The 14,794-nt window shown below is 60.1% G+C and carries 13 protein-coding genes and 1 tRNA gene; 1 reads left to right on the top strand and 13 read right to left on the bottom strand.

The window, feature by feature from the left end:
- Positions 1 to 272: 272 nt before the first annotated feature.
- The 7 genes from GKC70_RS04080 to GKC70_RS04110 all read right to left on the bottom strand — a co-directional run bounded on the left by GKC70_RS04080 (position 273) and on the right by GKC70_RS04110 (position 9,159).
- A complete protein-coding gene (locus GKC70_RS04080; RefSeq protein WP_342650527.1) occupies positions 273 to 1,214 on the bottom strand; it encodes an HlyD family secretion protein in 942 nt (313 codons plus the stop codon).
- Positions 1,211 to 1,420 (bottom strand): DUF1656 domain-containing protein, encoded by a 210-nt coding sequence (locus GKC70_RS04085; protein ID WP_342650528.1) that lies wholly within the window; start codon positions 1,418 to 1,420, stop codon positions 1,211 to 1,213. Before GKC70_RS04085 ends, GKC70_RS04080 begins: the two co-directional genes overlap by 4 nt.
- Positions 1,410 to 3,560: an FUSC family protein gene (locus tag GKC70_RS04090; RefSeq protein WP_342650529.1), complete on the bottom strand. Its 2,151-nt coding sequence runs from the start codon at positions 3,558 to 3,560 to the stop codon at positions 1,410 to 1,412. The genes GKC70_RS04085 and GKC70_RS04090 overlap by 11 nt, the downstream gene beginning before the upstream one ends.
- Positions 3,561 to 3,617: 57 nt before the next feature.
- The gene (locus tag GKC70_RS04095) at positions 3,618 to 4,739 is read right to left on the bottom strand and encodes an alkene reductase (protein ID WP_342650530.1); all 1,122 of its coding nucleotides are present in this window, start codon (positions 4,737 to 4,739) and stop codon (positions 3,618 to 3,620) included.
- Positions 4,740 to 4,763: 24 nt separating this feature from the next.
- Positions 4,764 to 6,218, bottom strand: a complete 1,455-nt coding sequence (locus GKC70_RS04100) for an aldehyde dehydrogenase family protein (protein ID WP_342651464.1) — start codon at positions 6,216 to 6,218, stop codon at positions 4,764 to 4,766.
- Between the two features lie 16 nt (positions 6,219 to 6,234).
- On the bottom strand, positions 6,235 to 7,887 hold the full coding sequence (locus GKC70_RS04105; RefSeq protein ID WP_342650531.1) for a GMC family oxidoreductase N-terminal domain-containing protein: 1,653 nt from the start codon (positions 7,885 to 7,887) through the stop codon (positions 6,235 to 6,237).
- 513 nt (positions 7,888 to 8,400) lie between these two features.
- Complete coding sequence (locus tag GKC70_RS04110) at positions 8,401 to 9,159, bottom strand: dienelactone hydrolase family protein (protein WP_342651465.1); 759 nt, start codon at positions 9,157 to 9,159, stop codon at positions 8,401 to 8,403.
- 592 nt (positions 9,160 to 9,751) lie between these two features.
- Here GKC70_RS04110 and GKC70_RS04115 point away from each other — a divergent pair.
- On the top strand, positions 9,752 to 10,000 hold the full coding sequence (locus tag GKC70_RS04115; protein ID WP_342650532.1) for a hypothetical protein: 249 nt from the start codon (positions 9,752 to 9,754) through the stop codon (positions 9,998 to 10,000).
- A gap of 338 nt (positions 10,001 to 10,338) precedes the next feature.
- Here GKC70_RS04115 and ychF read toward each other — a convergent pair whose 3' ends face one another.
- From ychF to ispE, 6 genes are all read right to left on the bottom strand, one after another.
- Complete coding sequence (gene ychF / locus GKC70_RS04120) at positions 10,339 to 11,439, bottom strand: redox-regulated ATPase YchF (protein WP_029614336.1); 1,101 nt, start codon at positions 11,437 to 11,439, stop codon at positions 10,339 to 10,341.
- A gap of 22 nt (positions 11,440 to 11,461) precedes the next feature.
- Complete coding sequence (gene pth, locus GKC70_RS04125; RefSeq protein ID WP_342650533.1) at positions 11,462 to 12,046, bottom strand: aminoacyl-tRNA hydrolase; 585 nt, start codon at positions 12,044 to 12,046, stop codon at positions 11,462 to 11,464.
- Positions 12,047 to 12,125: 79 nt separating this feature from the next.
- Positions 12,126 to 12,725 (bottom strand): 50S ribosomal protein L25/general stress protein Ctc, encoded by a 600-nt coding sequence (locus GKC70_RS04130; RefSeq protein WP_029614334.1) that lies wholly within the window; start codon positions 12,723 to 12,725, stop codon positions 12,126 to 12,128.
- A 120-nt stretch (positions 12,726 to 12,845) separates the two neighbouring features.
- Entirely contained in the window at positions 12,846 to 13,787 is a 942-nt protein-coding gene (locus GKC70_RS04135; protein ID WP_029614333.1) for a ribose-phosphate pyrophosphokinase, read from the bottom strand.
- Between the two features lie 47 nt (positions 13,788 to 13,834).
- A tRNA-Gln gene (locus GKC70_RS04140) sits at positions 13,835 to 13,909 on the bottom strand.
- Positions 13,910 to 13,929: 20 nt separating this feature from the next.
- Positions 13,930 to 14,790 carry a 4-(cytidine 5'-diphospho)-2-C-methyl-D-erythritol kinase gene (gene ispE, locus GKC70_RS04145; protein ID WP_342650534.1) on the bottom strand — a complete coding sequence of 287 codons (861 nt, stop codon included), beginning with the start codon at positions 14,788 to 14,790 and terminating at the stop codon, positions 13,930 to 13,932.
- Between the last annotated feature and the right edge of the window lie 4 nt (positions 14,791 to 14,794).

The following is a 14,794-nucleotide window of genomic DNA, read 5'->3' on the forward strand; positions in this document are numbered from 1 at the left end:
TCAGAGACCGGATTTCCAGCCATCGCCAGGGTGGGCCTTGCGCAGGACCTGGACGCGGTATAGCCGGTCGTCACGCGGCATTAGAGAACACCGGCAGTCAGCGTGTTCATGTTCCAACTAGGTGGACAGTGCTGACGGGCAGCGTGGGAAGACACGTATCAATAGCGCTACGATTCGGCTCGACAGGATCGTAGCGCTATTTTTTCGTGCAGCGCTTCGGCTTATGGGGCTGTGTCGCTGTCGCGCCTCCATTTCTGCGGGGGCTGGGGTAGTCACTCCAGTACCGACACCGACGCCGTGGTCCCGGCGCGTAGCCGGTGCTTGGCCAGCTCAGAGGGGTCGATGGCGATCCTGACAGGCACCCGCTGAGCCAGCTTGACCCACGTATAACTCGGATTGATGTCCGCCAGCAGGCGACTGCCCTGAGTGTTCTCACGGTCGGTGATGGCGAACGCGATACTTTGCACGCGCCCGCTGAAGCTTTCCCCGCTCATCAGCTGGATACGTACGGCAAGGCCCTCGCGGATACGTGGCAGCTTGGTTTCTTCAAAATAGCCACTGGCGTAGAACGAATGACCGTCCACCAATGCCAGCAGCGGACCGCCGATCGTGGCGTAATCGCCTTCACGGGTCTGCAAATTGGTGACATACCCGTCGACAGGAGACAATACACGCGTGCGTTGCAGGTCTAATTGCGCCTGAGCGAACTCGGCTTCGGCGAGATCGACGTTGGCTTGGGCAAGGGTCCGATTAGCTTGACCACGCATCAAGTCGGCGTGGGCAACTGCCACATCCGTATTCGATTTCTCCCACTCTTCGCCAGAAATGGCAGCGTCGCGCTTCAAACTACGGCGTCGTCGCTCTTCGCTGCGCCGCTGCTTGAGTAGCGCACGACTCGAGACGATCGATGCCTCGGCCTGACTGAGGCTGGCGCGGGCAACCTCCACTGAGCGCTGCGCCCGCTCAAGCGCCAGTGCATAGCGTGCCGAATCGATTTCAAGCAGGACTTGGCCTTGGTGAACGGCTTGGTTGTCCTGTACCAGCAGGTGAGTGATACGCCCGGCGACATCTGCCGACAGGGTGACCACGTCCGCCCGAATTCGAGCGTCACGCGTCCAAGGCGCGTGGGTGTAATGCTGCCAGGCCAATCCCCCCAAAACGAGTGCGACGGCCACGGTCAGCAAGGTGAGCGATCGGCGCAGGGCAGCTCTCATCGCACCAAGCTCCCCATCGACAGCACGACAGTTGCACACACGATGGCGTACAGCGCGCCCTCGAACAACGCGTCATGCCAGATGAAGCGAAAGGCACCCAGCCGTCGCAGCCCCCGGTTGAGGAGCAAAAAAACGGGAGTGGCCAGCAGCAGCGCTTGAGCGATGGGCGGCAGGTACACACCGCCCACCGCAAGGTCATTGAGCACGTACCGAGTCTCCTGTGTCGATGAACTGCCGTGTGGCTTCTAGTCGCTCTAGAAAATCACCTATGACCAGCAGTGAAACGCGCATGTGCAGTAGTGCGCCCATGTGCTCACACGCCAACGTAGCCTGGCCGTCCTGAGGCCAATCCAGCAGATGAGCCACTGCGCGCAACTGCGCCAACAGGTCCGCGAGCTCGACAGCGTCCCGTCCCGCCACGTAGTCGCCAATGCGCTTCAACAGGTGGCGCATGTCAAGGTGAGGCGCCGGGAGCAGCCATGGCCGATCCAGGTCCTGCCGACCTAGATGGAGCATGGCAACGCCGACTGGCAGGCACGCCAGAGTGGTTTCGAAGCGTCTGATCGACGCGCGGTCTGCGTCGATCTCCGGCAGCAGTGCCAGCATCTGGAAGAGGCGGTCGACCAGACGCGTTTCGAAAACGAACTGCTGGTGATCGGTAGCCGGAACCTCTTGCAAGTCAGCTAACTGCTCGCAGCTGTCGTTAAACAGGCGGCGGATGCGACGCACCGGATCGAACGGAAAGATCAAGCGGTAGCAGAACAGGCTCAAGACACCGCCCATGAGGTAGGCCCCGGCGAACTCGAACCACTGGTCGGCGGAGTTCTGCCAGGCCCCGATATTCTGCGGGCCGATCATCAACAGGCTGGTCAGGCCAAGACCCATGGCGATACCGGCGGTCGTGGGGTCGGCCAAGCCCACTGCCACCGTATACAGCAGAGGTATGAGCAACAGCGCCAGCCACTCGAAGTCGCCCACCAGTGGTAATAGACCGAACACATAAACAGCGCAGACGAGAAGTGCCACTATCTGACCCCGCAGGTAGTTCTGCACGGCCAGCAAGGGCCTGGGCAAAGTGGCCATTAGTGAGCAGAGAATACCTACCAGTACCAGGCTGGAACGGGCACCGTCCCACCCGGTTTCTATCCATAGCCAGCCGACCGCCATCAGCGCGACGAAGGCTCGGATGCCGTTCATCGTCGCCAGCGGCCAGTCCAGGTGCAGCGAATGGGTGCGTCCCTCGCCATGGATGCTACTGGCCGCTCGCCCTTGGCTGATGGCCTCGCTGAGTTCCAGAATGGCTTGCAGTCGCTGGAGCATCTGCGCCTGCTCCCAGCGCAGGGCCCAGGCCAGTGAGCGTACAGCGAGCGGCAAGGTATCGGACTGATGCTCGGCCTGACCAACCAGATCGTCGAAGCGTCGCTGCACGTCAGCGAATCGTCGTCGCGGCCCGGAAGGTAGTGCGTGCCCTTGCAACGCCAGCTGTTCGAGAAGGGCTAACGCGTCGGCACGCAAGTGCCGTAGGGCCTGCCAAGATGGCTCATCCGCGCGCGCGCGCAAGAGTTCATGGTGGTGATGCAGCACGGTTAGATTCGAAGTCAGTAGCAGTAACTGGTTGCCAAGCATTGTCAATAGGCTGTGAGCATTGCGCAGGCGCGGCGAGTCGAAGCTCAAGTACTGGCGTATACCCTCCAGTGCGCTGACTTCGCGCAATAAGTGCTTTTCGCGCTTCTGAAAAGCCTCCTCAGGCTCGCCCGCGCGGATCACCGACGCTGCGTGAGTGGCGAGCAGCTTTAGCAGCTTGTCGATCCTGCCCAAATAATCTGCGAGCACGGATTCGGGACCTGAGGTGAGTAACGTGACCATGCACACGCTAGCCACCGCCAGTAGGGTTTCAGTCACTCGGGTGATGGCGAGGATCGAGGTATTTCCCTGATCCGGGATGGACAGCATGGCGACCACGACGGCGGTGTAGCCGCTGAGTACGATGGCTTGAGAGCGGGTATGTCGCAGTAATGTGCCTGCGGCGGTGCAGATGGCCAGCCAGAGGCCGAGCGTCAGTAGAAAAAGTAGCGGAGCCTGGGGAAAGGCCATCATGATCAGCACCGCCACTACCGCGCCGAACACCGTCCCCGACACCTGACCGAAGCTACGGGCCAATGTCATGCCAGCTTGCGGTTGACTGATGATGATGACCGCCATCAACGACCATTTTGGTTGGTCAAGTTCGAAGATGAAGGCGAGGTAGAGGGTCAGCACGCCCGCCGCGGTGGTACGTAGGGCAAAGCGCAGCAAGGCGTCCCCTGGGTGAATCATGACACGGAAATAAGCAATGATCGGCTGCATGAAAAGTTTCTGGTGAGAGTGGCTTGAAGCGGATGCAGCCGGCAGTGCGTGTGCTTTTTATGGCGTAGACGCCCCGATCGGTGAGTAGTACGGGTAGTCGGTATAGCCCCGGGCACCGCCTCCGTAGAAGGTGTTGGTGTCTGCCTGAGCCAATGGCGCACCGCGAGCGAAGCGCTCAGGCAGGTCCGGGTTGGCGATGAATGCAGTGCCAAACGCCACGGCATCGGCGAACCCCTGCTCCAATACCGTGGTTGCTTTTTCCTGGTCGTAGCCCCCACAGACTAGAATGGCGCCCTCGAAGGCCGTACGCAGCGCGCTGCGAAACTCCGTCGAGTAGGCTCCGCTCGGCCATTCGGCCAAGTGGATGTAGGCGATGTTGCGAGCACTGAGCCCAGTGGCCAGATAAAGGACAATCTCACGCGCCTGAACTTGGAAGTCCATGTCATTGACCGCAGGAGGGCACCAAGGCGACAAGCGAATACCGACGCGTTCCGGCCCCACCGCTTCGATCACGGCATCGACCACCTCAAGCACGAATCGAGCACGGTTGATCAATGATCCGCCATAGTTGTCCGTACGCTGGTTGGTACTCACCGAGAGAAACTGCTCTAGCAAGTAGCCATTGGCGGCATGAAGTTCGACCATGTCGAATCCTGCTGCCATCGCCCGGCGTGCTGCTTCGGCGAACTCCTCGACTACGCGCGCTATGTCGTCCTTGTCCATCGCAACTGGCATGTCGCAGTCGACCATACCCGGCAGACCATTGTCGTCGAACGCGAACGTCTTGCTTCGCGCTCGGATGGCCGACGGGGCAAGCGGCGCGGCATTCGGCGCAAGGACCGAGTGATGGGAGATCCGCCCCACGTGCCAAAGTTGCGCAGCCATCAACCCGCCCTTGGCATGGACCCGGTCTGTCACCCGCTTCCAGCCGGCCTGCTGAGCATCGGTGTAGATGCCGGGTGTGAACGCGTAGCCTTTGCCGGAGGGCGAGATGGGCATGCCCTCGCTGATGATGAGTCCTGCCCCGGCACGCTGACCGTAGTACTCGGCATTCAGTGTCGTGGGCACATCACCCGGCTGTTCAGAACGTGCGCGTGTCATAGGTGCCATGATCACTCGGTTGGCGAGTGTCAGGGCTCCAACTTTCAACGGATGGTGTAACAGATCGGAGGTGGTCATCGGGCATGTTCCTATTGGGCAGTATCAACGGCTTCGGCCGGGATTGAGCGCGATATGCTTGTGCTCGATGAAATCGTCCATGGCTGCTACGCCATTGAGGCGTCCCTGTCCTGACTGCTTGAATCCGCCCTCTTCGAACTCGTCGTAGACCACAGCCCAATCGTTGACCCAGACGGTGCCAGCCTCAACTTCGTTCGCCACTTGCAATGCCCGATCGAGGTCGCGGGTCCAAACGCTCGCAGCCAGGCCGAACTCACTGTCGTTGGCCAGTTCGATAGCCTGGGCCTGATCATCGAAGATCTGCACCGTCAGCACAGGGCCGAAAGTTTCTTTCTGAACGATGTCCATCGAAGGATCTTCGACCTGCAGCAGCGTGGGGCGATAGAAGGCCCCGTCAGCCAGCGGCCCGTTGGTGACCGGCCCACCGCGGACGAGAACATGGGCGCCGCTGGCAATGGCGTGCTGCACCACCTCATCGACCCGCTTCACATTGGCCTTGTCGATCAACGGTCCCATCTCGCTGGCAGGGTCGGCGGCAGGGCCGAGGCGCAGGCTTTCAAGCAACGCCGTGAGCCGTTCGATCACGGTCGAGGCGACGTCGCGCTGTACCAGCAAGCGCGAACCGGTCATGCAAAACTGCCCGGCAAACACCGTGAGGGCTTTCACCAACGTGGGAATCGCTGCATCCAAATCGGCATCTGCCAGTACGATCATCGGCGTCTTGCCACCCAATTCCAGACCGAAGCGCTTCAGATGCTGCGCGCCTGCCGCCGAGATCGCTCGACCCGTACCCGTGCTTCCGGTGAAGCTGATCACCGGAACGTCGGGCGATTCCACCAGGTGCTTCGAGCCTTCAGCCCCCAGCTCGCTGAACAGGTTGATCACCCCAACCGGCAAGGAGGGCGCTTCGGACATGATCTTGGCGACCAGGGCGTTGGTTTGCGCTGTCTGTCCGGGCATCTTGATCACCGTGGTACAGCCTGCCGCAAGCGCAGGGGCGAGCGAGCGGATCATCAACACCACGGGTGAGTTCCACGGCGTGATGATACCTGCCACGCCCATGGGTTGATGGACGACCATCGACAGCTTCCCGGACCTGGGGTCGGATGCGCGGCCGTAGTGGGTACGGGCCAAGGAGGCATAAAAGCGCAACTTGGGCGGTACCATGCTCACTTCGAACGTCGCTTCGGGGCGGATCTTGCCGTTTTCCAAGGCTAGCAGGTCGATCAATGCTTCACTGTGGCGCTCGAACGCGTCGGCCAGCTCAAGCAAGACCTGCGCTCTCAACAGGCGGTCGCGCTTCCACTCGCTGTCGCGAAATGCCTTTCGCGCAGCCTCGATGGCAAGCTTGGCCTCGTTGAGGCCGCCATCGGCATAGCGTCCGATGACCCTATAGGTCGCAGGGTCGATCGACTCCTTGTGGTTGCCAGAGTCTAGCCAACGACCATCGATCCAATTCAGTGTTGGTGTCATATCCATGCTGGCGAGCCCTTGATCAGATGTATTCACTGGCAATTTTCTCGGCCAGGGCGATAACGGTAATGTTGGTGGCCACTGACGGAACGTCCGGCAAGATCGAGGCGTCGACCACGCGCAAACCCTGGATGCCGAATGGCCTGGCATGCACATCGACCACGGCGGCAGTGTCACCGGGACGGCCCATGGGCGCGGTCGAGGTCGGATGGTGATAGGTGTCGAGTGTGGCCTTGGCACTTGCCAGGATAGTGGCTTCGGACTCGGCCGCTGGACCAGGGTTGAGTTCCGAATGAATCATGTCACGCAGCGGCGGCGTGCTGGCTATCTTGCGCGCCAGTCGAATGCCGTCGAGCAGACGCCGACGGTCCTCTTCGCGGTCCAGGAAGTTCAGGTCGATGAGCGGCGCAACGAACGGATCACGACTGGCGAGCGTTAGGCTGCCTTTGGAAAGTGGCCGAGTCAAAGCCACAGCCAGTACGAAACCGACTTTGGTCGGGCTCTGATCATGCGGGAACAGGTGGGTGGCCGTGATGTGCAGGTCAAGGTCGCCTTGAGCGGCGCTGTCACTGTGCGTCCATAGCTTCGCGCCGATGGCGGGCGATTGGCGACCGATCAGGTCTGGCTTGGCAGCGTAAGCATTGTAGTAGAACGGATGATCCACCAAGTGTTGTCCGACGGGTAGATCTGCCACCTGTTCGATGCCCAGTGACTTCAAATGGTCGCTGGGGCCGATTCCTGAGCGCAGCAGGATGGCCGCGCTGCCATAGGTACCTGCTGCCAGAATCACTTCCCCAGCCTGCACGGTCTCACCGCTGGCCAAACGAACGCCGACTGCACGTTTGCCTGTGAAGAGCACCTTGTCGACCAGACTGTCGGGCTCGATGACCAGATTGTCCCGAGCACGCACCTGCTCGGTCAGGTAGGCCATGCCAGTGTTGACCCTTATGCCATTCACTATGTTCATGGGGTAGGGCCCCACACCGTTGGCATCGGCGCCGTCGAAATCATCTACGAGCTTGAACCCGTTTGCCACAGTGGCGTCCATGAACGCCTGCTGCATGGGGGTCGTATCCGCACGCTTCAACTGATTGACTGGCAGCGGGCCGTCATGGCCGTGTAGGGTGCTGGCGCCAGCGCTGCGGTTTTCGAGTTTCTTGAAGAAGGGCAGCACTTCTTGGTAACTCCAGCCCGGGAGATCCCAGCGTTTGAAGTCGGTGTCTCGGGCGCGCAGGGCTACCGCACCATTGATGGCCGAGCTGCCACCGAGCACTTTGCCGCGCAACGCGCCAATAGGATGGTCTATGTAGCCGGTCTGAGTTTTGTAGCCCCACTCGAATTCGGGATTGCCATTGGCGCCGACGATGTCGCTCTTGGCGACCAGGTCGGGATAGCTCTCAGGCGCGTAGCTGTGACCGGCTTCAAGCAACAGTACTGTGCGCTTACCGGTTTCGCTCAAGCGCCGAGCGAGGACTGCGCCCGCGGATCCACCACCGACGATGACCACATCGAAGACGGCGGGTGTCCCTTTTTTGTGCGGGCCTTTAGCAATCGGTTGACTCCTGACATTTGCACGTGCATCAGAGGCACCCATACCTGCGGCGAGCGAGGCTGCGATGGTGATACCACCTACGACAACGCTGCGTCTGGACGGGTCGTTTGGCAAGTCAGGCATAGTTCAGTCTCTCATGGTGTCTGGGAATCCATGAGGGGACTGTATCCAGTATCTGATGATCGCGGGACCGCTGAAAAAGAGGAAGCTGAGTTCGTTTTTTTAGAACGAGCGAAGCCCGAAACGAGAAGATGGGCTGCGTATTATGGGCGTTCCTTTTTCAGTGGACGCTCTGCCTCACTCCATCCTGGCAGGCAATCGTCGTGCGCTTTCAGGGTTCTTGGTTTTCAAAAACAGTGCCTGTGACCTCACTGTGAAAGCCGGGTGTGTCCAGAGGTGTTAGCGGTCTGAGGGTACGCCCGAACTCGCGCAGCCGCGTCAGGGGCATGGCTAACCCACTGTTGTCGAACATAAGCCTGAGAGGCTCGAAGATGAGCTGTGCAGGTCGGCGGGGCACAAGTATTTACCGAATACGCAAATCACCCGGCCTCATGCGCACCGGTCTTGCTGGCGCCGGGCTGGAATCGGTGCAACCCAAGGGTACGCAACGACTCTCGCCCCGGACGCGACAGCGGATCAATGAGCGACGGCGGAGAACTGTTCGTCCAGTAGATCATTCATCGCTTTGTACGAGCGCGCTGCTGTACGCGGGTTGTACTCGTACTTCCCTGGCACCTTGGCATCTGGATTAGTGAATGAATGGACGGTATTGCTGTAGGCGACGAACTGCCAATCGACGTTGGGCGCCGCTTTCATTTCCTTGATGAAGTCTCTGATTTCCGACTCGGAAACAGTTGGGTCATCGGCGCCATGAAGAACCAGAACAGGCGCTTTTATATGGTTGGCATCTGCGGGATTGGGCGTATCGAGATTACCGTGAAACGATACGAACGCCTTCAGATCGGCCCCAGATCTGGCCAATTCGAGAATGCTGGTGCCGCCCAGGCAGAACCCGATCGCGGCAACCCTGCGGTTGTCCACGGCGGCGAGCTTTTGACCTTTGAGTACATCGACAGCGGCTTGGGCGATCTTACGCATGCTCGCTCGGTCACTGCGCACTTTGGTCGCAGCCGCTTCAGCTTCGCTTGCGTTGGCCGGCCGAATGTCTTTACCGAAGATATCGCTAACGAACACGACGTACTGTTTGCCGGCGACCAGCTTGGCTTTGTCGATGGCGTTGGGGGTAACGCCCATCCAGTTAGGTACCATCATCAAGCCAGGGCGTGCCGCAGTTTGCGCGTCGTCGTAGACCAGATAGCCCTCGAAGGGTAGGGCATCCACAGTGTAGGCGATCGGCTTGGCGACCATCGCCGCAGGCGCTTGGGTCGCCAACATAAGCATTAGGCTACCCATGATCCCATTAAGCGTTTTCATTATTTCACCGGATTGAAAAGGAGTAAGCGGATTGCCCATCTCCCTGTGCGAACACGTGCCGCGCATCGAGCGAGGATAGGTGCCTTCGACTGTTCACGCCTACCTGTTGGCGGGGATCGCAATGACTGCAGGACGTCTCAGGGAGGTGATCGCAAGTTCGCTACAGATCATAAGTGCAAACATCGCGGCATTGTGGGCATTGGTGTTCGCGAAAAGCGAAGCGCGGTTCCGTAAAACACCACATTTTCACGCCGAGGTCTGCGACAGCGACGCGGCGAAACATCAACGTGATCGATGTTCCCTAGCAACGCGTTGCATTTCCCCCACGCTTGGCGGCGACATATCTTTGCGTCAGCCCCTAATCATTTGCGAACCGGGTTTGATCCGAGGACAGCGACGTGAACATCATCGACCTTCTTCATGGCATCGCAGCGTTTTTGCTGACAGCAGGCGTCGCGCTGGCCCTGAATTCCCCGTTGTTCTCATTCATCCCTTTCTGAAATCATGCCAGTGGTGGATGAATAGCCGCCTTGGCGCACGCGGGAGCAGCATCATGAGACTGATCGATCTCTTTCTTGTACTGGTTACAGTGTCGCTGTGCTTGCTGATCGAGTTCCTGCTTCATGCAGTGCTGGCCATGGCGCTGCTCGTACTCGCCGGTTTAGGGGTACGAACTGTGGTACAGCGGCATCAGCATCATGCTCTGATGAATGACCCGGCCACTGATAGCGTCAAGTCGATCTGTACTAGCGCACAGCGCAGGGGTATCGACCCGCCGGGGCGCGTGACGCAGCGTGTGTGAGTTTGAGGAGTGTTTGGGCTCTACTTGAAGAGTCTTCGGGCGAAGATCAGGCAAGGGGAAAACAACCGAGGAGTGGCCGGTGTCGCGCTCTGCTTTACAGGTTAGAAATGAGCCTTCCGACCGGGCTGGCGCGCTCTGCTGATTTGAACGCAGCGTCGCCGAGTGCCAAGACTTCTCGTGCAGAGTCTGAAAAGTCAGTGGTTACTCAGTACCCAGTGGCGTATCCGTTAAAATCGCGGATCGTTTAGCTCGCTTGATACATCTTGCTGGAAAGAAAAGCCCCTTGAAGTAGCGTTCTTCAAGGGGCGGTGTTCCATGGTGTCCGACGGAATTTACATTTAGACGTTGAAGCGGAAGTGCATCACGTCGCCATCTTTGACGATGTAGTCCTTGCCTTCCAGGCGCCATTTACCGGCTTCCTTGGCACCGGCTTCACCCTTGAACTGGATGAAGTCGTCATAGGCAACCACTTCGGCGCGGATGAAGCCTTTCTCGAAGTCGGTGTGGATCACGCCGGCAGCCTGCGGGGCGGTAGCGCCGACGCGCACGGTCCAGGCGCGGACTTCCTGAACGCCAGCGGTGAAGTAGGTCTGCAGGTTGAGCAGCTCGTAACCCGCGCGGATCACCCGGTTCAGACCGGGCTCTTCCAGGCCCAGGGCTTCGAGGAACATATCCTTCTCTTCGCCGTCGTCGAGCTCGGCGATCTCGGCTTCGATCTTGTTGCACACCGGCACCACCACCGCGCCTTCTTCCTCGGCGATGGCTTTGACCACGTCCAGGTGCGGGTTGTTGTCGAAGCCGTCTTCGGCCACGTTGGCGATGTACATCACCGGCTTGCTGGTCAGCAGGTGGAAGCCACGCACCACGGCCTTTTCATCGGCGCTCATGTGCTTCATCAGGCTGCGCGCGGGCTTGCCTTCGGTGAAGTGCGGGATCAATTGCTCGAGGATGGCTTTCTGCGCCAGGGCTTCCTTGTCGCCGCCCTTGGCGTTGCGCGCGACTTTCTGCAACTGTTTCTCGCAGCTGTCGAGGTCGGCGAAGATCAGTTCCAGGTCGATGATCTCGATGTCGCGCTTGGGGTCGACGCTGTTGGAGACGTGAATCACGTTCTCGTCTTCAAAGCAGCGCACCACGTGAGCGATGGCATCGGTCTCGCGGATGTTGGCCAGGAACTTGTTGCCCAGGCCTTCACCCTTCGAGGCGCCGGCGACCAGGCCGGCGATGTCGACGAACTCCATGGTGGTCGGCAGGATGCGGTTGGGCTTGACGATCTCGGCCAGCGCCGCCAGGCGGGCGTCGGGCATGGGCACGATGCCGCTGTTCGGCTCGATGGTGCAGAAAGGGAAGTTCTCCGCCGCGATACCAGATTTGGTCAGGGCGTTGAACAGGGTGGACTTGCCGACGTTGGGCAGGCCGACGATGCCGCAATTGAAACCCATGGGAATTCCCCTTTCTAGAGAGTCAGGCCTTCTGGCTGTGCAGCTCGCGCATGGCCTTGGCGAAGTCGCCGGCCAGGACGTCCGGCAGCACGCCGAGGGCAAAATCGATGCTGGTGTCGAGCTTGTCCTGCTCGGCGCGCGGCGCGCGGCCCAGGACGAAGTTGGAGACCAGTTTTGCATCGCCCGGGTGGCCGATGCCAAGCCGCAGGCGATGGAAGTCGTTCTGGTTACCGAGCTGAGCGATGATGTCGCGCAGGCCGTTATGCCCGCCGTGGCCGCCGCCGCGCTTGAGCTTGGCGACGCCTGGGGGCAGGTCGAGTTCGTCATGCGCCACCAGGATCGCTTCCGGCTTGATGCGGAAGAAATTCGCCAGAGCCGCCACGGACTGGCCGCTGCGATTCATGTAGGTGGTGGGGATGAGCAGGCGAACGTCTTGGCCTCGATGGCTGAACTTAGCCGTCAGGCCGAAATACTTCTTGTCGACGGTCAGCGACACGCGCTGGGCGCTGGCAAGGCGTTCAACGAAAAGAGCCCCTGCGTTATGCCGGGTCTGTTCGTATTCGGGGCCGGGGTTACCCAGGCCGACGATCAACTGGATGGCGGTCACGTCAGGGACTCTTCCTTGGAGTGGCGGGGTTACAGGGCGCGCGGCACTGTAACCCGACCGACACCGGCGCGCGAGTGGATTACTCGGCAGCGCCTTCTTCTTCGGCTTCAGCGGACACGCGTGGTGCGTGAACGTTGGCGATAGCCTTGTCATCACCGTGGGCCAGTGCGACGAATTCAACGCCTTTCGGCGCTTTCAGGTCGGACAGGTGGATGATGGTGCCGATTTCAGCGTTTGCCAGGTCGACTTCGATGAACTCAGGCAGGTCTTTCGCTTCGCAGGAAACTTCGATTTCGTTTTCTACGTGGGAGACTTCACCGCCTTTCTTGACCGGCGCTTCTTCGCCGATGAAGTGAACCGGGACCTTGGCGGTCAGCTTCTGGCCAGCCACGACGCGGACGAAGTCGGCGTGCATGATGAAGCCTTTGGCTGGGTGACGCTGCAGTGCCTTGACCAGGACGTTCTGCTTCTTGCCGTCGACGTTCAGTTCCAGAACGTGGCTGAAGGCAGCCTCGTTTTCGAACAGCTTGGTGATTTCCTTGGTCAGGATGGTCAGGGACTCGGCGTCCTTGTTACCACCGTAGACAACGGCAGGGATGCTCAGCGAGTGACGCAGGCGGCGGCTCGCACCTTTCCCCAGGTCAGTACGCGCTTGGGCGTTCAGGGTGAATTCGTTCATTGTGTTTCTCCAAAATAGCCCCCGAGGACGTTTGCGACCAGCGTCAACGGGGATGGCAAAAAAGCCCCGCCCCAACAACGGGTGTTGGGGCGGGGCGCTTTTCGTCAGCGTGCGTTCCGCTTAGCGGAACATCGCGCTGATCGATTCTTCGTTGCTGATGCGGCGGACCGCTTCAGCGACGACCGGTGCGATATCCAACTGGCGGATACGGTCACAGGCCTGAGCAGCGGCAGACAGCGGGATGGTGTTGGTCACCACCAGCTCGTCGAGTACCGACTTCTCGATGTTCTCGATCGCACGACCCGACAGTACCGGGTGAGTGCAATAGGCGTAGACCTTGGCAGCGCCGTGGTCTTTCAGGGCCTTGGCCGCGTGGCACAGGGTGCCGGCGGTGTCGACCATGTCGTCTACCAGGATGCAGGTGCGTCCTTCGACGTCGCCGATGATATGCATCACCTCGGAGTGGTTCGCTTTCTCGCGGCGTTTGTCGATGATCCCCAGATCGACGCCCAGCGACTTGGCCACGGCGCGCGCGCGCACAACGCCACCGATGTCGGGGGAAACGATCATGAGGTTATCGAAACGCTGGTCTTCGATGTCGTCGACCAGTACGGGCGAGCCGTAGATGTTGTCGACGGGGATATCGAAGAACCCCTGGATCTGGTCTGCGTGCAGGTCGACGGTGAGTACACGGTCGATACCCACGACAGTGAGCATGTCAGCGACCACTTTGGCGCTGATGGCTACACGTGCCGAACGCGGACGACGGTCCTGGCGGGCGTATCCGAAATAGGGAATCACGGCGGTGATTCGCGAAGCTGAGGAGCGGCGGAAGGCGTCGGCCATCACTACCAGTTCCATCAGATTATCGTTGGTCGGGGCGCAGGTCGGCTGAATGATAAACACGTCCTTACCGCGGACGTTCTCATTAATCTCAGTGCTGATTTCGCCGTCGGAGAACTTGCCGACAGAAACATCACCCAGTGGGATATGCAGCTGACGTACGACACGCCGAGCCAGATCGGGGTTGGCATTCCCCGTGAAGACCATCATCTTGGACACGCGCAGTACCTGAAGGCTGAGGGTAACCTGGATGAGTATAAGGAAAATGGCAGGGGCGGCTGGATTCGAACCAACGCATGGCAGGATCAAAACCTGCTGCCTTACCGCTTGGCGACGCCCCTGTATCTGTTGCTGCGAACGCTTATGCGCTCGACTTCTTGATCAGACTCTGCAGCTTGCGATGCAACATCGAAACGTTGCTTCCCTTTGCCACAAACCCTGCTTGGGTCGCTGAAAGAAGGGCCAGAACTCTACCAGCTTCGGCTTTGCTTGGGAAGGCCCCAAACACACAACTTCCAGTGCCGGTCATTCGAGCTTCGGTGAATTTACCCAATGAATTCAGCGCATTGCGAACTTCTGGATACCGTTGCTCTACCACCGGTTGGCAGTCATTTCGACTGTTTCCCTCGGGAACGGGGCGCATCTTAAGGGGGAGGGAATCACGTGTCAACTCCGGATGCGAAAAAATTTCCGCTGTGCTGACAGACACTTGCGGCACCAACACCACATACCAAGGCTCGGGCGGATCGACCGGCGTGAGCTGCTCGCCCACGCCCTGGGCGAAGGCCGCGTGCCCACGGACGAACACCGGCACATCGGCGCCCAGGGTCAGGCCCAGCGCAGCCAAACGATCGACGCTCCAGTCGAGCTGCCAGAGATGGTGCAGGGCTAGAAGGGTAGTGGCGGCATCGGAACTGCCGCCACCGATGCCGCCGCCCATGGGCAGAACCTTGTCCAGCCAGATATCGGCGCCCAGGCCGCAGCCGGACTGGGCTTGCAGCGCGCGGGCGGCGCGCACGATCAGGTTGCTGTCGTGGGGCACGTGGTCGATGGCGGTATGCAGGCGGATCTGGCCGTCGTCACGCCGCTCGAAGGACAATTCGTCGGCGTGGTCGAGGAACTGGAACACGGTTTCCAGTTCGTGATAGCCATCGGCGCGACGCCCGGTGATGTGCAGCCACAGGTTGAGCTTGGCCGGGGCGGGCAGGGTGAGTCGGGACATCGGT

It is taken from the genome of Pseudomonas sp. REB1044 (genome assembly GCF_038813925.1).
GTDB lineage: Bacteria > Pseudomonadota > Gammaproteobacteria > Pseudomonadales > Pseudomonadaceae > Aquipseudomonas > Aquipseudomonas boreofloridensis.